The 17,452-nt window shown below is 57.7% G+C and carries 15 protein-coding genes; 8 read left to right on the top strand and 7 right to left on the bottom strand.

What is annotated here, in order from left to right:
* Positions 1–17: 17 nt before the first annotated feature.
* The 3 genes from ACR0IV_RS17305 to ACR0IV_RS17295 form a co-directional block, all read right to left on the bottom strand.
* Positions 18–806, bottom strand: a complete 789-nt coding sequence (locus ACR0IV_RS17305; RefSeq protein WP_480471502.1) for an ATP-binding cassette domain-containing protein — start codon at positions 804–806, stop codon at positions 18–20.
* A gap of 1 nt (position 807) precedes the next feature.
* Complete coding sequence (locus ACR0IV_RS17300; RefSeq protein ID WP_480471501.1) at positions 808–1,932, bottom strand: ABC transporter permease; 1,125 nt, start codon at positions 1,930–1,932, stop codon at positions 808–810.
* An 86-nt stretch (positions 1,933–2,018) separates the two neighbouring features.
* Positions 2,019–2,969, bottom strand: coding sequence for a sugar ABC transporter substrate-binding protein (locus ACR0IV_RS17295; protein WP_480471500.1), 951 nt, complete (start codon positions 2,967–2,969; stop codon positions 2,019–2,021).
* A 187-nt stretch (positions 2,970–3,156) separates the two neighbouring features.
* Here ACR0IV_RS17295 and ACR0IV_RS17290 point away from each other — a divergent pair, with 187 nt between their 5' ends.
* Positions 3,157–4,161 (top strand): LacI family DNA-binding transcriptional regulator, encoded by a 1,005-nt coding sequence (locus ACR0IV_RS17290; protein ID WP_480659988.1) that lies wholly within the window; start codon positions 3,157–3,159, stop codon positions 4,159–4,161.
* Here the strand turns inward: ACR0IV_RS17290 and ACR0IV_RS17285 are convergent.
* From ACR0IV_RS17285 to ACR0IV_RS17275, 3 genes are read right to left on the bottom strand one after another with little or no spacing between them, the layout of a single operon-like run.
* Positions 4,158–5,291 (bottom strand): Gfo/Idh/MocA family protein, encoded by a 1,134-nt coding sequence (locus ACR0IV_RS17285; RefSeq protein ID WP_480659989.1) that lies wholly within the window; start codon positions 5,289–5,291, stop codon positions 4,158–4,160. The two genes, ACR0IV_RS17290 and ACR0IV_RS17285, sit on opposite strands and share 4 nt — an antisense overlap.
* Before the next feature lie 13 nt (positions 5,292–5,304).
* Entirely contained in the window at positions 5,305–6,198 is an 894-nt protein-coding gene (locus tag ACR0IV_RS17280; RefSeq protein ID WP_480659990.1) for a TIM barrel protein, read from the bottom strand.
* 19 nt (positions 6,199–6,217) lie between these two features.
* Positions 6,218–7,321: a Gfo/Idh/MocA family protein gene (locus ACR0IV_RS17275; protein WP_480471496.1), complete on the bottom strand. Its 1,104-nt coding sequence runs from the start codon at positions 7,319–7,321 to the stop codon at positions 6,218–6,220.
* Positions 7,322–7,450: 129 nt separating this feature from the next.
* On the opposite strand from ACR0IV_RS17275, the gene iolD reads away from it, so the two are divergent.
* From iolD to ACR0IV_RS17240, 7 genes are all read left to right on the top strand, one after another.
* Positions 7,451–9,319, top strand: a complete 1,869-nt coding sequence (gene iolD, locus ACR0IV_RS17270) for a 3D-(3,5/4)-trihydroxycyclohexane-1,2-dione acylhydrolase (decyclizing) (protein ID WP_480659991.1) — start codon at positions 7,451–7,453, stop codon at positions 9,317–9,319.
* A complete protein-coding gene (locus ACR0IV_RS17265) occupies positions 9,319–10,158 on the top strand; it encodes a phytanoyl-CoA dioxygenase family protein (RefSeq protein WP_480659992.1) in 840 nt (279 codons plus the stop codon). Before iolD ends, ACR0IV_RS17265 begins: the two co-directional genes overlap by 1 nt.
* Positions 10,155–11,132 (top strand): 5-dehydro-2-deoxygluconokinase, encoded by a 978-nt coding sequence (gene iolC, locus ACR0IV_RS17260; RefSeq protein ID WP_480659993.1) that lies wholly within the window; start codon positions 10,155–10,157, stop codon positions 11,130–11,132. The genes ACR0IV_RS17265 and iolC overlap by 4 nt, the downstream gene beginning before the upstream one ends.
* 12 nt (positions 11,133–11,144) lie before the next feature.
* Complete coding sequence (locus ACR0IV_RS17255) at positions 11,145–12,002, top strand: 5-deoxy-glucuronate isomerase (RefSeq protein ID WP_480659994.1); 858 nt, start codon at positions 11,145–11,147, stop codon at positions 12,000–12,002.
* Entirely contained in the window at positions 11,999–12,829 is an 831-nt protein-coding gene (locus tag ACR0IV_RS17250) for a class II fructose-bisphosphate aldolase (RefSeq protein ID WP_480471491.1), read from the top strand. Before ACR0IV_RS17255 ends, ACR0IV_RS17250 begins: the two co-directional genes overlap by 4 nt.
* Before the next feature lies 1 nt (position 12,830).
* Positions 12,831–13,820 carry an inositol 2-dehydrogenase gene (gene iolG / locus ACR0IV_RS17245; RefSeq protein WP_480659995.1) on the top strand — a complete coding sequence of 330 codons (990 nt, stop codon included), beginning with the start codon at positions 12,831–12,833 and terminating at the stop codon, positions 13,818–13,820.
* Between the two features lie 376 nt (positions 13,821–14,196).
* Positions 14,197–16,146, top strand: coding sequence for a glycosyltransferase family 2 protein (locus tag ACR0IV_RS17240; RefSeq protein WP_480659996.1), 1,950 nt, complete (start codon positions 14,197–14,199; stop codon positions 16,144–16,146).
* Between the two features lie 569 nt (positions 16,147–16,715).
* On the opposite strand, the gene ACR0IV_RS17235 is transcribed toward ACR0IV_RS17240, so the two are convergent.
* A partial coding sequence (locus tag ACR0IV_RS17235) for a hypothetical protein (RefSeq protein ID WP_480734415.1) occupies positions 16,716–17,452 on the bottom strand: 737 nt, incomplete at its 5' end.

Genomic DNA, 17,452 nt, shown 5'->3' with positions numbered 1-17,452 from the left:
AGCGGGGCGAAAGAGTATCAGACGGTTCCGCCCAGACTACCTTCAAGCTCGACCATCTCCTGACCACCGGCCATCAGGTCCTGCAGCTCTTCCGGGGTGATCTGGCCGCGCTGCGCCGTGCCTAGCGTCTGGCCCCGATTGAGAACCGTGAACCGATCGCCCACCGCCAGCGCATGGCGGACATTGTGGGTGATGAAGACCACGGCGATGCCTTGCTTGCGCACTTTGTCGATGGTCGCCAGAACGTTGGCTGTTTGACGCACCCCAAGGGCCGAGGTCGGTTCGTCCAAAATCAGAACCTTGGCCCCGAAATGTACCGCCCGTGCGATGGCAACAGTCTGGCGTTCACCACCCGATAGCGTGCCAACCGCCTGATCGGGTCCGCGCAGGTTGATCCCCATCTTCTTCATTTCTTCCATCGTGACATTGTTTGCATAGTCATGGTCGAAGAAATTGATCGGTCCAACTTTCTTTACCGGCTCGTTGCCCATGAAGAAATTACGCGAGACCGACATCAGAGGGATCATGGCAAGATGCTGGTGCACCGTCGCAATCCCGGCCTCAATCGCATCGCGCGGGTCGGTGAAGTGCATGGGTTTGCCTTCAAACAGGATCTCTCCATGCGTGGGTTGGTGAACACCCGACATGGTTTTGATGAAGGTCGACTTGCCCGCGCCGTTGTCACCGAGAAGACAGTGGCATTCACCGGGGAACACATCGACCGAGACCCCCGCCAGCGCAATTACGCTGCCGAAATGCTTTTCGATATTCTTCATCTGGATGATGGGTGCATGTTCGGGATTCATATCAACGCTCCCCCGTGATGATGCGGCGGATATAGGTGTTGAGGATCACAGCCCCCAACAGGATCACGCCCAGGAATACTCGGAACAGCGAGCTTTCGACACCGGCAAAGAACAACCCCTGTTGCACCACGCCAAAGATCAACGCGCCCAGCGCCGCCCCTAGTACTGAGCCGTAACCTCCGGTCAGAAGCGCGCCGCCGATGACCACGGCGATGATCGCCTCGAACTCTTTCAGCAAACCCCGGTCGGCACCGGCCGATCCGAACTCCATCACCTGACAGACAGCGAAGACCGTGGCGCAGAAGGCTGTGAACATGAACATCAGAATTTTGACCCGGTTCACAGGCACACCCGAGTTACGAGCGGCCTCGGCATCTCCGCCTGAGGCGAAGATCCAGTTACCGAACCGTGTCTTGGTCAGCAGCACATGGCCAAAGATGATCAATGCGATGGCCCAAACAATCAGCATTGGCACGCCGTCCACCACCGGCTGACCCTGACGCGTGCCACGTTCGAACACCGCTATGATCCCAGCGTCGCCCAGCCACTGGAACAGGCCCTGCAGGATTTTGCCACCGAAAATCGGTGCAAGCCAGTCGCCCTCGGCCGCGTCTTTGACGCCGCCAATGATGGTTTTGCGCTCGATTACCTGCGGCAGGAAGATGGTGAAACCGCGCAAGATGAACAGGAAAGCCAATGTCACGATAAAGCTGGGCAAACCGGTCCGGATCACGATCCAGCCGTTAAGCGCTCCGATCGCGACGGCCATGGCGAAGGTGACAAGGATGGCCATCCAGACCGGCCAGCTGAGCGTGACCGAGAAGATGGCGATCATCATACCGGAGAAGCCGATCATCGAGCCGACGGACAGGTCAAACTCACCAGCGATCATCAGAAGGCACGCGCCCACGGCGATGATCATGAACTGTGCTGAGACAACCGACCAGTTCATCATGCCTTGTGCGTTGAACATGCCGCTGTCGAAAGCGAACAGCAGGAAGAAGGTGAATACGGCAACGGTGCCAACCATCCCGCCAAGCTCGGGCCGGATCAGGGCCTTGCGCAGCGGCGAGATCTCTTTGATCCGTTCGTCGGTTAAAGTCGTGTTTTGAGCAGACTCGCCCATGAGAGCGCTCCTCCGATAAAAACAGTGATTGTGCGTCAGAAAGCTGTCAGCGGGCGCCCTGCGGCAGGGCGCCCGCGCTTCAAGAATTAGCGGTACTCGCCAGCAAATTCTTCGATCTTGGTCAGGCCATCAGCGGTTACGAAACCGGGTCCCGAGTTGATGTTGTTGCCAGGCAGAACGCCATAACGGTGGTAGTTTGTCATGACAACAACCGGCAGATAGGCCTGCAGGAAGGGTTGCTGATCAATGCCCCACTGGATCACCCCGGACTTGATGCCTTTGACGATCTCACCACCCAGATCGAAGGTGCCGAAATAGATGTCACCGGCCATGCCGTTTTCTTCCAGCGCCAGAATCGTCGGATCAGCCGAGGTCGGACCCAGTGTCAGAACCGCATCCGTATCCGGGTTTGCCGACAGATAGGCCAGCACACGGTTTTTGATCTCGGCAGGGTCCTGTCCGGCGTCGATCATCTGGTCACCCAGCTCGATGCCCAGACCATCCGCAAAGCCCTGGCAACGTTCCTGGCTGGAGGGCTGAACGATATAGTGGTTCACGCACAGGAATGATCCGATGCCATCGCCCTTGGCCCGCTGGCCTGCTGCGAATCCGGCATCATATTCAGGCTGACCCACATACATCAGAGCACCAACTTCACGAGCCTGATCCGGAGTACCTGTGTTCATGATGATCACGTCAACACCCGCATCCACGGCTGATTTGATCGGGCCGCTCAACACATCGTAGTCCGCCAGCGTGGTGATGATCCCGTTTGGACCCGAAGCCGCTGCCTGATCGATGATCCGCGCCATGTCAGCCAGATCGCCAGTGGGCGGGTTGCGGTATTCAACCTCAACACCCATTTGCTCACCCGCCAGCGCGATGCCGTTCTTGATGGTGTTCCACCAGCTATCGCTGTCAGGTGCGTGGCTGACCAGAATGTATTTCTCACCTTCCGCCGCAGCACTCGTGGCTGCGATCAGCGGCGTCGCAGCAACCACCGCCGCCAGCGCCAGCTTCTTCGTCAGTGAAGTCATGATGTCCTCCCAAAACTCATATTATCGCGGATTGAGGCTGTCCTTCGCACCTCTCCGAGTCGTGTTAGAACATATCTGCTTAAATTTTGCAACCGGTTGCAAACAGCATCTGAAGTGTTTCATACTGTATCTGCCAGAGAATACAGGTAAAAGGACTGCCACTAAACGCAGGAAGGTCGGACGGGTTATGGCTGTCACATTGAAAGAGGTTGCAGAACGCGCGGGCGTATCACGCTCGGCTGTGTCGCGCACTTTCACCGATGGGGCCTCGGTTTCCGACAAGATGCGCCGCAAGGTCGAGAAGGCCGCGCGAGAGCTGGGATACAGCCCAAACGCGCTGGCCTCGTCGCTGACAACAGGACGGACCAAGCTGATCGGGCTGGTGTCGAACAACTTCCACAACCCGATCTTTCTTGAGGTCTTCGATCTCTTTACCCGCGGTTTGCAGGACCGCGGCTTACGCCCACTGCTAGTGAACCTGACCGACGAAGTTGAACCAGAGAATTCGGTTCGCATGCTGCGCCAATATTCAGTCGATGGCGTTGTTGTTGCGTCGTCGACATTGCCGCCGGGCTTTGCCAAGGCGTTTCGCGATGCGGGCGTGCCAGTGGTGCATAGTTTTGGCCGATCCTCCTCTTCGCCACAGGTTCATGTGGTCGGGATCGACAACGTGGAATGCGGACGCATGGCGGCCCGTCAGCTGATCGCGCGTGGTTACAAAACAGTGGCCTTTCTCGGCGGGCCCGAGGCCGCAACCTCGACCCAGGATCGCCATGCGGGATTCATGTCGGAAATGGCGTTGCACCCGCAGATCGACGTGACCTGTTCGTTTGCCGAGGCCTACTCGTTCGATGCAGGCCGCAAGGAAATGCTGTGCCTGTTGAAATCAAAACGGGCCGAGGCCTATTTCTGCGGCGACGACGTTTTGTCCATCGGGGCCCTGTCGGCGATTTTAGACAGTGGCCTGAAGGTACCCGAAGATATCGGTGTCATCGGCCTGAACGATATGGAGATGGCGCGATGGGAGAATATCGATCTCACCACCATCCATCAGCCGATCCGGCAAATCGTCAGTTCTTCGATCGAGCTGATGGTGGCAACGCTGAACGAACCCGACCGGTATCCCGAGGCACGGATATTCCCATGCTCGGTGGTGGAACGGGGCACATTGCGCCCCGTATCTGAGAGTTAACGGAACATCGGCGGTCGCGCGTCCATCCAAGCACTGCCCTGCTTTGCGGACTCGACCGCTGTATGCACCGCCGCCATCGATCGCACACCGTCTGCCGCATTGGGCAGCCCGTCGCGGGTTTCCCCGGCAATGGCGTCCGCCAGATCGCAATAGATGTTCGCTACCGCCAGCGGGAACCCTTCGGGATGCGCAATCGCCACACGGCTGAGGCGTTGCGCATCTTCGTGCAGCCCACCCTCGCCTTTTTCGATGATCTGCAAGCGCCCACCAACGGGTGTATAGATCAGCTGGTTCGGTTGCTCGGACGCCCAGCGCAGGCCGCCGGTTTCTCCGAAAACCTGAATGTCGAACCCGTGCTGGCGACCGATGGCCACCGAAGACGTCCATAGCCGGCCAACGGCGCCTTTGGCCGTGCGGAAATTGACCATGGCATCATCTTCCAACTCGCGGCTGCCAATAGTTGAGGCAAAATCCGCGGACAGGGTCTCAACCTCGTCATCCGCAATGAACCCAGCCATGTGCATCGCGTGGATACCGCAATCAGCAAACTGCCCGGAAACACCCGCCAGCGCCGGGTCATAGCGCCAGCGGACGCGCGGATTGTCGGCGTCTGTCGCGTCTCCGTGATGGCCGTGACTGAAATTGGTGACGACCAGACGAACCTTGCCGATCTCACCTGCACGCACCATCGCGCGGGCCTGCCGCACCATGGGATAAGCGGAATAGCAGTAGTTGACCGCGCAAATCTTGCCGGATTTCTCGGCGACTTTGACGATCTCCTCACCCTCTTCCACCGTCATGGTCATAGGCTTTTCGCACAGCACATTGAACCCAGCCTCAAGGAAAGCCTTGGTAATCTCGAAATGCGTCGCATTTGGAGTGGCTACAGTGACCAGATCAATCCGATCCTCGCGCCCGCGCTCACCTTCCAGCATCTCGGTCCAGTCGCCGTAGGCACGGTCTGCCGCGATACCCAATCGTTGGGCGTATTCGCGACCAATGTCAGGCCTATGATCCAGCGCTCCGGCGGTGAATTGGAAATGCCCGTCCGCCAGCGCGCCCAAGCGGTGCGCCGGTCCGATCTGGCTGCCTTCGCCGCCGCCGATCATGCCCCATTTCAGCTTGGTCATGGTCGTGGCCTCCTCAATTGAAACCAATGGATTCGAGGAATTCGCGGTTCTTCCGCGCATCGCCTACTGGATCAGGATCAAGTGTAGGATCGCAGTCCTGTTCGACCGTGCACCACCCGGTGAAACCTGCATCCAGCAGCACCTGACGAACCGTAGGAAAGTCCACGTCGCCTTCACCCAGATTGCAGAAGATCCCCTGTCCGCAGGCATCATAGAAGCCTGTCCGGTTGGCGATCACATCTGCCTTCACTGCTGGCGAAATATCCTTGAAGTGCATGTACGAAATTCGATCAACGTAGCGCTTCATGAAGCCGACCGGATCGAACCCCGCATAAGAATGATGGCCGGTGTCGAAACAGATTTTCAGAAGGTTTTCATCAACCTCATTCAGCAGGTGTTCCAGCTCGGGCTCAAAATCCATGAAGCCCGCAGCATGCGCGTGCATCCCGACGGTCAGTCCGTATTCCTCGGACCCGATCCGCGCGCTTTCAGCAAGGCGATCCCGAAACGCCGTCCACTCGGCCTTGTCCATCTGCTCAGCCTCATCGGCGCGACCAGCGGTTGGTGCGCGACGGGGAGAGATCGCATCGATCAACACCAGGTGCTGCGCCCCATGCGCCTTCAAAGCGCGGGCGGTGCGGTGGGTGGCATCGAGCACATCTTCCCACGCATCGGGGTCATGGTAATTACGGAACACAACGCCGCCGATCAGTTCCAGATCATGCTCAGCCAGCGCATCGGCCAGAACTGCAGGGTCTTCGGGCATGAAGCCCACCGGACCCAATTCGATGCCTTTATACCCGGCCTCGGCACACTCGCTGAGAACGGTTTTCCAGTGCGGATTGCGCGGGTCCTGCGCAAATTCCACGCCCCAGGAACAGGGCGCATTGCCAATTCTGATGCTCATCTTGTCTTGTCTCCGATGCTCAGAAATCTTCGATATTTTTCCAGCTTTCATCCGCTGACGATGCCAATGCCGCAGCGACGACCCGGTTGACCTCATGCCCGTCGTGGAAGGTTGGCCAGACCGGTTTACCTGTCTCGATCGCGCGCAGGAAATCTCGCGCCTCGATGATGATCTGATCCTGATAGCCCGTGCCATGACCCGGCCCCTGACAGAACGGCTCATAATCCGGATGCGCAGGGCCGGTCAGAATCTTGCAAAATCCACGCTCAGCCTCGGGGCCGTCCATGCGATAAAGCCACAATGCGTTCTGATCCTCCTGATCAAAACGTATCGCACCTTTGGTGCCGCTGACCTCATATGCGTAACCCATCTTACGCCCGGTCGCGATACGGCTGAAATACATCGATCCCATCGCGCCATTCGCAAAGCGCACCATCATCTGAGCGTGGTCGTCGTTATCAACCTCACCACCCGGGCGGCTTTTGTGCACGGTTTCGACCTCTGCCATCACGCGCTTAATAGGCCCAATCAGCGCCAACGCCGCGTTGATCATATGAGGCGCCAGATCGCCCATCGTTCCGTTCGACATTCCCGTCGTGCGCCATGTCGCCGAGGCCTGCGGGTCGGCATAGAAATCTTCGGTATGCTCGCCCCTAAACCATGTGACGTCACCAATCTCTCCATCGGCGATCAACTGGCGGGCATATTGGCTGGCGGGGGTTCGAATATAGTTGAAACCAACCATGTTGGCCACGCCCGAGACCTCGGCCGCTGCTGACATCGCGGCGCCATCTTCCATCGACGCGCCCAATGGTTTTTCACACAGCACCGACTTGCCTAACGCAAAGGCCGCCAGAGCAATTTCGCGATGCGTTTCCTGAGGGGTGGCAATCACGATGGCCTCGACCTTCGGGTCATTCACAAGCACAAGCCAGTCATCCGTCGCGCGTGCGAACCCATAGGCCTGACGATACCGTTCAGCGCTTTCTGGCGAGGATGCACACACCATCTCCAGCCGTGGACGCAAGGCCGTGTTGAACACCGCCCCGACCGAGGACATGGCGACCGCATGGGCCTTACCCATATATCCGCCGCCCAGAATGCCAATGCCGATTTCTGCCATTCCGACGCCCTCCCTCGCTTTTTCTTGAAAACCATTTGCAACCGGTTGCAAAACTTGTATCGTGAGAATAGGACTCTCGCAAGCTGCATTCGGCACTGCACCATAATTTTCCTAGAGGAGCCCGCAGACATGTCCGCGCAACACGACACTGTTTACCTGACAACGGCGCAGGCGATCATTCGCTGGCTGTCGAACCAGTTCATCGAGATCGATGGTCAGGAATATCGCCTATGTGGCGGGGGTTTCGGGATTTTTGGTCATGGCAATGTGACCTGTCTGGGCGAGGCGCTGAATACGGTGCGGGATGAGCTGCCGCTCTATCGTGGACAGAACGAACAGAGCATGGGATTCGCCGCCGCCGGATATGCCAAACAGTGGCTGCGTCAGCGATTCATGTTCTGCACCGCCAGCGCAGGACCCGGCACTGCGAATCTGCTGACCGCTGCCGGACTGGCCCATGCCAACCGCCTGCCGATGTTGATGCTGTGCGGAGATACCTTCATCACCCGCCTGCCAGATCCGGTTCTTCAACAGATGGAGAACTACTACGACCCCACCTTCGGTGTGAATGACGCCTTCAAGCCGGTCAGCCGCTATTGGGATCGCATCACGCATCCGGCGCAGGTGATCCAGTCTCTGCCCGCTGCCATTGCGACGATGCTGGACCCGGGCGATTGCGGACCTGCGTTCCTCGGGTTGCCGCAAGACGTGCAAGGGTGGACCTATGATTACCCGGTGAAGTTCTTTGAGAAAAAGGTGCACCGCATTCGCCGCCAATCGCCCGATGCGGATGAAATTGCAGACGCGGCAAGGGCTCTGGCTGGGGCGAAACGCCCGATGATCATTGCAGGTGGCGGCGTACAGTATTCCAAAGCTGTGGCCGAGTTGACTGATCTTGCCGAGAAGCATCAGATTCCGGTGGTCGAGACCATCGCGGGCCGTGCCAATATGCTGGCAACTCATCCGCTGAATATCGGCCCTATTGGCGTGACAGGTTCGGACAGCGCCAACGCAATTGCGGAACAGGCGGATGTGATCGTTGCCATCGGAACCCGGCTGCAGGATTTCACAACTGGATCTTGGACGGCCTTTGCGAAGGACGCTCAGTTCATCTCAATCAATGCCGCGCGACATGATGCGGGCAAGCATAGGTCTTTGCCGATTGTTGGGGATGCCAAGCTGTCGATTCAGGCTCTGACACAGGCCACTGACTACACGACGCCCGCCGATTGGGTTTCGCTTGCACAGGGCGAGCGGCGCAAGTGGGACGCCTATGTGGCCGAGAATGTGTCTTACGGGAACCGTCCGAACTCTTACGCGCAAGCCATCGGTGTAGTGAACGAATTGTGTGACACGCGCGACCGCGTGGTCGCCGCCGCCGGGGGCCTGCCCGCAGAAGTCACCGCCAACTGGCGTACATTGGATATCGGCACGGTCGATGTGGAATTCGGCTTTTCCTGCATGGGCTATGAGATCGCAGGCGCCTGGGGCGCGCGCATTGCCCAATCCGAGCGGGAGCCGGAGAAGGACACCATCACCTTCTGCGGTGACGGCTCTTATCTGATGCTGAATTCGGACATCTATTCTTCGGTTCTAAGCCGTAAGAAGATGATCGTTCTGGTGCTCGACAATGGCGGCTTTGCGGTCATCAACAAGCTGCAGAACAATACCGGAAATGAAAGCTTCAACAACCTACTGGAAGATTGCCCGACGATCCCCGAGGCCTTCGGCGTCGATTTCGTGGCCCACGCGGCCTCGATGGGGGCAACCAGCGAAAAGGTTGCGAACCCGGCAGAACTATCTGAGGCCTTCAAGCGCGCCAAGGCCAGCGACAAAACCTATGTGATCGTGATGGATGTGGACGCCTATGAAGGCTGGACCACTGAAGGCCACGCATGGTGGGAAGTTGGTACACCCCATACCTCGTCGGATGAGAGAGTTCGCGATGCGCATGTCGAGTGGGAATCCACCCGCGAAAAACAACGCAAGGGCATCTGATGAAACGGTTCACGGCAGAAACAGCTAATCCTGACGTCATCGTCGATGAGCTGCTGAATGGTGGCGGAGCTGTTACCATCTCGGGCCTGTTCACGCCCGAGGAAGTCGCCGAAGCCCGCGCGATCATCATGGAACATTCGGAAGCTGCGGCTGAGAAGGTGACCCACTTTCAGGGGGCAGCCGAAGAAGATGGCAAGCTGAACCTGCAGCGAAGGGTTTGGAACCTGTTGGCCAAGGGTGACGTATTTTCCCGCATGGCCGCGCATCCGGTTCTGATGGATATCCTCCGCAAGTTTCTGGGGACCGAGTTCATCATGGGCTCGATCGCCGCCAACCGCATCCTGCCCGGCGGGCCAGGGCAAGAGCCGCATGTCGACTATCCCTATTGGGATTTTCACAGCCCCGAAACGCATCCGGTCGGCCTGAACGGGTCGTTTCCGATGAATGCGCAAGTCTCGGTCCTGCTGGACCCATTCACCGAGGAAAGCGGCGCAACGGGCTATGTGCCAGGATCGCAGAAAGAGCTGCGGTATCCAACGCCGGAGGACAAGTTCTATGACAGGTGCGAACGCATGACTGGCGAGCCTGGTGATGTCGCTCTGTTCTATGGCGTGACGTGGCATTGCGCGATGCCGAACAAAGCAGATCACGACCGCAGCGCGATCCTGATCCAGTATCTGCCCAAATGGGTCAAACCGATGGAAGATATGCCCGCCGCGCTACCGCAGGATTTCGTCGATCAGGCAAGTCCGGATATGCGGCAATTGCTGGGTCTGAACTATCCCTACCCCGAGGTGCTGGACGCTGCCCGGGCAGGCAATACTGAGGGACGCACGTGACTCTGATCGAAGGGATAGAAGGCAATCGCTTTGCCGTGTTTGGCCGAGCCGGGATGGACATGTTCGCAGATCCGGTCGGGACCAAAAGCGAGGATGCTAAGGTCTTTCGCGCCGATCTGGGCGGTTCGAGCGCCAACATTTGTGCGGGACTGGTTAAACTGGGATCGCAAGCGGCGCTGGTCACATCAGTCTCAGACGATGCAGTGGGGCGGTTCTGCGTGAACCGTCTGCAGGACTACGGCGTAGAGACGCGATATATCCGTGCTGTGGGTGGCGAGGCGCGTACCTCCTTAGCTGTCTACGAAAGCTGCATCGAGGATTTCCAGAACGTCATCTATCGCAACGGAGCTGCCGACTTTCAGGTGACCGAAGCCGACATGGATGCGGTGGACTACAACGCGTTCTCAGCCTTGATCACGGCGGGCACGGTGTTTGCGGCGGAGCCTTCACGCTCGGCCACGTTCCGCGCGTTTGAAAACGCGCGCTCCGCAGGTCTGCCAGTGATCTTCGACATCGATTACCGGCCTTATAGTTGGCCGTCGCCCGAAGTCGCCTCTGCGGTGCTGACCCGCGCAGGGAATGAAAGCGATCTGATCGTCGGGAATGATGAAGAATTCGGCTTTATGGCGGGCGGCATCGAAAAAGGCTTGGACAAAGCCCGCGAACTGGCCGCCAACGGCAAGACGGTGATCTACAAGATGGGCCACGAAGGAGCGATCACCCTGACGGATGGGCAAGAGATCCGCACCGGCATTTACCCGGTCACTGCGGTGAAACCAAATGGCGCAGGTGACAGTTTTCTGGCCGGCCTTCTGGCCTCGGTCGCGGCGGGGCATGACCTGTGCGACGCGGTGCTGCGCGGTTCGGCCTGTGCCTCGATCGTGGTCTCGCAACCCGGCTGCGCCGGGGCGATGCCCACCACGGCCCAGCTTGACGCATTTCTGGCCCGGCACCCGGGCCCAACCGATACCTGAAAGGAGCCGCAGATGCATATCGCGCCCCATGACAACCAAAACAAGCCTATCGTCGATGCCGACAATGATCTGGTGCCGCTGAACTATTTCAACATCGTCAAACTGAAAAAGGGCGAGGTGTTCGAATATGCCGTACCGGGATACGAGACCTGCGTTGTCCCCGCCACCGGCACTGTGGATGTCGATGTGGATGGGGCAGTGTTTGCCAATCTGGGCAACCGCACCATCGACGTCTGGGACGGTGAACCCGAAGGCGTCTATGTTCCCGTCGGCGCGAAGGTGCGTATCACCTGCGTGACGGATGAAACCGAAACTTTCATCGCGGGCGCAAAATTCGACCGTGTGCTTGAACCTTTTGACGTCCGCGTGCCTGAATTGGACTTGGTGCAATACGGCTCGGACGACACCAAAACCCACCGCAAGATCAAACATATCCTTGGGGCAAACCATCACGACAAAGTCGGCCGCCTGCTGGTGTCCGAGCTTTACACCGTCGGTCAGGGCGGCTGGTCCGGATTTCCCAGCCACAAGCACGACACCGACCGCAAAGGCGACGATGGCGATATGATCGAGACTCGCCATGACGAAACGTATAACTTCCGCTTCCGCCCGAACTATGGCTCGGGTGTTCAGATGCTTCAGCGCGAGGACAATAAGCCGGGCGATGCCTATCACATCATGGATGGCTCAACGATCCTGCTGGACAAGGGCTATCACCCCTGCGCGGTTCTGCCGGGGTATGAAATGTATTATTTCACCATTCTCGGCGGGCTTAGCCAGCGCTCGCTAAAGCAGTATTTCCAGCCGACCCATGCGGATCAGTTGCACACGATTCCGGGTATCATGGACATGGTGGCCAAGTTCAAATGAGCTTTGTGACATTATCGGACGTGCTGCAACCCGCCCTGCGTGACGGATATGCCGTGGCCGGTTTGGTAACGCTGGGTTGGGAGGATATGCGCGCCTATGTAGCCGCAGCCGAAGCCGAAGGCGTGCCCATCATCCTGCAAGCCGGACCATCCTGCCGCGAACACACGCCGCTGCCAGTTCTGGGCAAAATGTTCCGCCATCTGGCCGAAGGAGCCAGCGTTCCTGTCGTGGCCCATCTAGACCATGGCTACACCCATGAGGAGTGCCGCGTCGCCATCGACAGCGGCTTCACCTCTGTCATGTTCGACGGCTCGCGCAAGCCCTTGGAACAGAATATCGCTGAGACCGCTGCGATTGTCGAAATGGCCCATGCCGCTGGTGTCTCCTGCGAGGGGGAAATCGGTTTTGTCGGCTATTCGGGTGGTGAAGGTTCGGACGGGACCGCGCCGGAGGAAGCCACGCAATTCGCCCGAGAGACCGGCGTGGATGCAATGGCGATCTCGGTCGGAAATGTCCATCTGCAGCAAAACAAGGAGGGCGGTCTGGACGAGGCCCGTATCCGCGCGATAGAAGCCGTGACCGAGATACCTCTGGTGATCCATGGCGGCTCGGGCGTGCCGGTTGCGCAACGTGCTGCACTGGCACGCGGATCGAAAATCTGCAAATTCAACATCGGAACCGAATTGCGGATGGCTTTTGGGAATGCCCTGCGCGCTGCCGTAAACGCCGACCCGGACAGGTTCGACCGCGTTCTTATTCTGAAAGACACACACGAGCCGGTTGTCGAGGCGACCCGCCGGGTTCTGCAAGCGTTCAAAGGAGCATGACATGCTGAATATCGGGCTATTGGGGTGCGGACGTATCGGGCAGGTTCACGCGCGCTCAATCGGGCAGATCGACGGAGCTCGGATCAGCGCTGTGGCAGACGCATTTGCGGAGCCGGCCCGGATGCTGGCCGACAAATCCGGCGCAGAGGCTCTGTCGGCAGAAGACCTAATCGAAAGCGCTGATGTCGATGCGGTGATCATCGGAACCCCAACCGACACGCATTACGAACTGATCCATCAGGCCGCGCGTGCAGGCAAGGCGATCTTCTGCGAGAAGCCTGTGGACATGTCCGCCGACCGTATCCGCGACTGCATCAAGGTGGTCGAAGCTACAGGTGTTCCTTTCATGACCGCCTTCAACCGCCGCTTTGACCCAAATTTCGCCAATATTCAGTCCCGAATCGCTGCTGGTGAGATTGGCGACGTCGAAATCGTGACCATTCTGTCCCGAGACCCCTCGCCGCCACCGATCACCTATATCGAAAGCTCGGGCGGGTTGTTCCGCGACATGATGATCCACGACCTGGACATGGCGCGCTTCCTGCTGGGCGAGGAACCCGTCAGCGTCTATGCGGTCGGCTCTTCTCTGGTCGACCCCGAGATCGGCAAGGCCGGAGATGTCGACACTGCCGCCGTCACTCTGACCACCGTCAGCGGCAAGATCTGCCAGATATCCAACTCGCGCCGCGCCAGCTATGGCTATGACCAGCGGATCGAGGTTCATGGCGAAAAAGGCATGTTGCGGGCTGAAAACATGTTGGAAAACACGGTCGAGAGCGCCACTCCGGCAGGCTTCCAAAAAGCGCCCGCGCAGCATTTCTTTCTTGAGCGCTATGAGGCTGCGTATCGCCACGAGATGGCTCATTTCATCGCCGCGGTAGGCGGAGCTGAAACGCTATCACCCGGAATCATTGACGGCCTGCGTGCCCAGATACTGGCCGACGCAGCAGATGCATCTTTGAAACAGGGAACAGTGGTGAACCTCACCTGAGACACCAACCATGCCGTCAGGTTTAAAGGTACGGCGCGCCAAAACTCGTACCCCCTCAAGAAATCGTCAGACATCTTCTCGACGCGCCGCAGTTGTTTGGTATCTGCATGAGATGTCCGGAATGTGTCTGACAGATTAAATTTCTTGAAGACGCGAAGTGTATTTGATTGTTGGTGCGCATTGCATATGGAGCAACGCTATCGTACCAAATTGGATGCATGAGGTACCTGTCACATTCTCAGCATGTTCAATGGCAGACCGTTGAGCGGAACCTCTGCAAGAGCGGTGACAACAGGCTTACGACCCTGCATCGTACGATCATGAAACTCTACATGCAGGCCACCATCAGGACTGATGCAAAATTCGAGAGCGTGACTTGACTTTGAAACCTATATCCGGGCTTTGGGTTGGCGGACCTCTTACGTATCTCGAGAAGCTGTGTCTGAAATCATTCCTCACTGCTGGACATGAGTTTCACCTTTATACTTACGGGCCGGTTTCAGGTGTGCCGGACGGCGTAGAGATCAAAGATGCCAAGGCGATCCTGCGGCTCGAAAGCGACCCCGCCGACTATACCTATAACCAGATTGAGGTTTTGGCGGATCGATTTAAGTATCGGCTACTGTTGCAGGCTGCGACGATCTGGGCGGATCTGGATATGTATTGCCTCAAGCCCTGGGATTTTCCATCGGGGCTGATTTGCGCCTGGCAGAAAAGTGAGAGGGTCGTCGGCGCTGCAGTTTTAGGTTCAGACAAAGAGAGCGCGCTAATCTCTGAACTTAATCGATTTGCGCAACAAGAGGCCCCCACCCCTCCTTGGATGAATGAGCACGACATCCAGGATATCAGAGAACGGCGCGAGAGCGGGCAAAAGGTCGATGCCGCCGATCTGAAACGCGGTTCGCTCGGCGTTCATGCATTGAGTTACTTCGTCAAGAAACTGAGCCTTACACAAGAAGTGATGGCGAGGAACAGCTTTTACCCGGTCGAATTCAGCGACCGCGGTCTTCTCACCCAACCCGAAGACACCCTGACCGATTTGCTTGGCGAAGAAGTTTATGGCGTACACCTTTGGGGCAGACGGCTTAGGCGTAGTATTTCTTCAGGTGAGATGCGAATCCCGCCAGCGACGTCTTTCCTCGGAAAACAGCTTGAAAACCACCAGATCAGCGTAGATGAGGCGACGTCCGATAACGCGACCGATGCGGGATTGATCAAGCAGAATACTGATGTAAGCGCGCTTGATATCATCGAGCTAAAGCGCTCGATGGCGGAGCTGGAGAAGAAGGCCGCTCGGAAATTCCCAAAGCTTGCGCCGCCCGAGCAGATACCGAAAGCTGATCCGGAGATTCTTGTGATCTCATCGATGAAGAACGAAGGTCCATTCATCCTGGAATGGATCGCCTATCATCTGTCCATCGGCGTGACCAAATTCCTGATCTACACGAACGACTGTAGTGACGGAACAGATCAAATTCTTGATCGCTTGCAAGCGCTTGGCATCGTTGTTCACCTGCCGAATCCCTATAAGAAGGACAAAGGGCAAAAACCGCAGCGCGGTGCCTTGAATGATGCCGTTCTGCAACCCTGTTACGCCCAGGCGGACTGGACGGTCTGCATAGATGTTGATGAGTTCATCAATATTCATACCGGCGATGGCACGATCCCGGAACTGATCGAAGCTTCGGGTTATCCAAATGTTATTTCAATGACGTGGCGGTTCTTTGGCAACCAGAACGTCCCGAAGTATATGGATGAATTCATAACCGAGCAGTTTACAAGATGCGCCCCGGAGTATCTGCCAAAGCCCCGATTGGGTTGGGGGTTCAAAACGTTGATCTCGAAAGGGGCGCCCTATCAGAAACTGGGTGTTCATCGTCCTTTGCAGATCGAGCCGAACAGCGTCGAAAAAGTCCGGTGGACCAACGGCTCTGGCCGCGTCATGCCCGAGATGCTGCTGACTGGTAACGGTTGGAGATCAACCAAGCGGTCGATCGGCTATGACCTCGTGACGCTGAATCACTATGTCCTTCGCTCTGCTGAGAGCTTTCTCGTGAAACGTGAACGCGGCAGGATCAATCATGTAGATCAAGACCAAGGACTCGAATATTGGCGCGCCCGAAACTACGTCACGGATTTTGATGATCGAATTATTTCCCGGTTACCGAAAGCAAAGGAGACTTGGCGTCAGTTGATGGAAGACTCTGAGCTGGCTGCGCTTCACGATGCAGCAACCGCGTGGCATGCAAGCAGGATAGCGGACCTGCTTCAACAATCGGACTATCAAACCTTGTTCAATGCTATTGCTTCAGACAACTCTGACTAGGCTCGGACTGGCACCTTATCCGGGTTGTTCGGCAGCCTAGCGCACCATTCGGCTGCGGTCTGATGGCTTTGATACATGGGACGAGGACGAGCTAGCGCAGTTCTTCCAGGCAAACGAGCTCACCTCGTTAGCACATAGCCTAGTGTTCCGCCCACGGCCTGCACAAGGCCTGTGCGCGCCATTTGGCCGAAGCTGGAGCCACTGCGCATAAAATCGGTGTAGTCACCGGCCACAAAACGCTAACTCTCATGCAACGACACACTGAGGCCACAGGTCGCGAGGGGATGAACGATTCTGCGATTGCAAAACTGATCGCCCACACCAATGGCGAACGGAACTTGGCGAACCCTCTGAAGTCGGCTGCTGCCATCCCACTTCTCGCTTACTTCCAGTACAGGCTATTAGGGAGCGCGAACTGGAAGAATTCATGCTCAAACTGGGTGAAAGGCTTTCAGAGACCGTATCTGCTGATTTCGAACGTGCGATGAACAAGTTCTATGATGCGAAGAACCGGTATCGGTTTGTGTCCTGAGCCTGCTGGAATTGAACAATCTGGAGGTTTTGGACGGTTATTTTTTTGCATTCAACGCCTTCTGGAGTTCATCCCTTGCTATTGGAAGCAGTGGCTCGTCAGCCGGGCTGAGTTTGCCAGAGGTTTGCATCGCCTCAAGCCTTTTAACGACTTCAGCCCAATGCGCCGCAGCATTCTCTGCATCAACTCCTGCCAACTTTGCAAATGAAACCATTACATCGCGGGCCCGTTCTGCGTTGGACGGGTCTGCCTGAGCCAGCCCTTCGGCAATCTCCTTGCCTTGCTGGTAGGCGTCGAGCGCACCGGGGAGATCGCTCTGAGCGCACCGCACATCGCCGATCTTGTTCAGACTGACGAAGAGATCGCGGGCCTGTTCTGCGTTGGACGGGTCTGCCTGAGCCAGCCGTTCTCTTATCGCCATGCCTTGCTGGTAGGCGTCGAGCGCACCGGGGAGATCGCTCTGAGCGCGCCGCACATCGCCGATCCTGTCGAGACTGACGGAGAGATCGCGGGCCCGTTCTGCGTTGGACGGGTCTGCCTGAGCCAGCCGTTCTCTTATCTCCATGCCTTGCTGGTAGGCGTCGAGCGCGCCGGGGAGATCGCTCTGAGCGCGCCGCACATCGCCGATCTTGTTCAGACTGACGGAGAGATCGCGGGCCCATTCTGCGTTGGACGGGTCTGCATGAGCCAACCGAGCGGCAATCTCCATGCCTTGCTGGTAGGCGTCGAGCGCACCGGGGAGATCGCTCTGAGCGCGCCGCACATCGCCGATCT

Source organism: Ruegeria sp. C2 (assembly GCF_056537765.1).
The sequence above is the reverse complement of the archived record's forward strand: the minus strand, read 5'-3'. Positions and strand labels throughout refer to the sequence as shown.

What these genes read in the sequence shown, in the direction of transcription:
- ACR0IV_RS17295 (WP_480471500.1), bottom strand. Translation starts at nt 2,969, where the DNA reads ATGACTTCACTGACGAAGAAGCTGGCGCTGGCGGCGGTGGTTGCTGCG.
- ACR0IV_RS17265 (WP_480659992.1), top strand. Translation starts at nt 9,319, where the DNA reads ATGAAACGGTTCACGGCAGAAACAGCTAATCCTGACGTCATCGTCGAT.
- ACR0IV_RS17255 (WP_480659994.1), top strand. Translation starts at nt 11,145, where the DNA reads ATGCATATCGCGCCCCATGACAACCAAAACAAGCCTATCGTCGATGCC.
- ACR0IV_RS17280 (WP_480659990.1), bottom strand. Translation starts at nt 6,198, where the DNA reads ATGAGCATCAGAATTGGCAATGCGCCCTGTTCCTGGGGCGTGGAATTT.
- ACR0IV_RS17300 (WP_480471501.1), bottom strand. Translation starts at nt 1,932, where the DNA reads ATGGGCGAGTCTGCTCAAAACACGACTTTAACCGACGAACGGATCAAA.
- ACR0IV_RS17305 (WP_480471502.1), bottom strand. Translation starts at nt 806, where the DNA reads ATGAATCCCGAACATGCACCCATCATCCAGATGAAGAATATCGAAAAG.
- ACR0IV_RS17285 (WP_480659989.1), bottom strand. Translation starts at nt 5,291, where the DNA reads ATGACCAAGCTGAAATGGGGCATGATCGGCGGCGGCGAAGGCAGCCAG.
- ACR0IV_RS17250 (WP_480471491.1), top strand. Translation starts at nt 11,999, where the DNA reads ATGAGCTTTGTGACATTATCGGACGTGCTGCAACCCGCCCTGCGTGAC.
- iolD (WP_480659991.1), top strand. Translation starts at nt 7,451, where the DNA reads ATGTCCGCGCAACACGACACTGTTTACCTGACAACGGCGCAGGCGATC.
- ACR0IV_RS17290 (WP_480659988.1), top strand. Translation starts at nt 3,157, where the DNA reads ATGGCTGTCACATTGAAAGAGGTTGCAGAACGCGCGGGCGTATCACGC.
- iolG (WP_480659995.1), top strand. Translation starts at nt 12,831, where the DNA reads ATGCTGAATATCGGGCTATTGGGGTGCGGACGTATCGGGCAGGTTCAC.
- ACR0IV_RS17275 (WP_480471496.1), bottom strand. Translation starts at nt 7,321, where the DNA reads ATGGCAGAAATCGGCATTGGCATTCTGGGCGGCGGATATATGGGTAAG.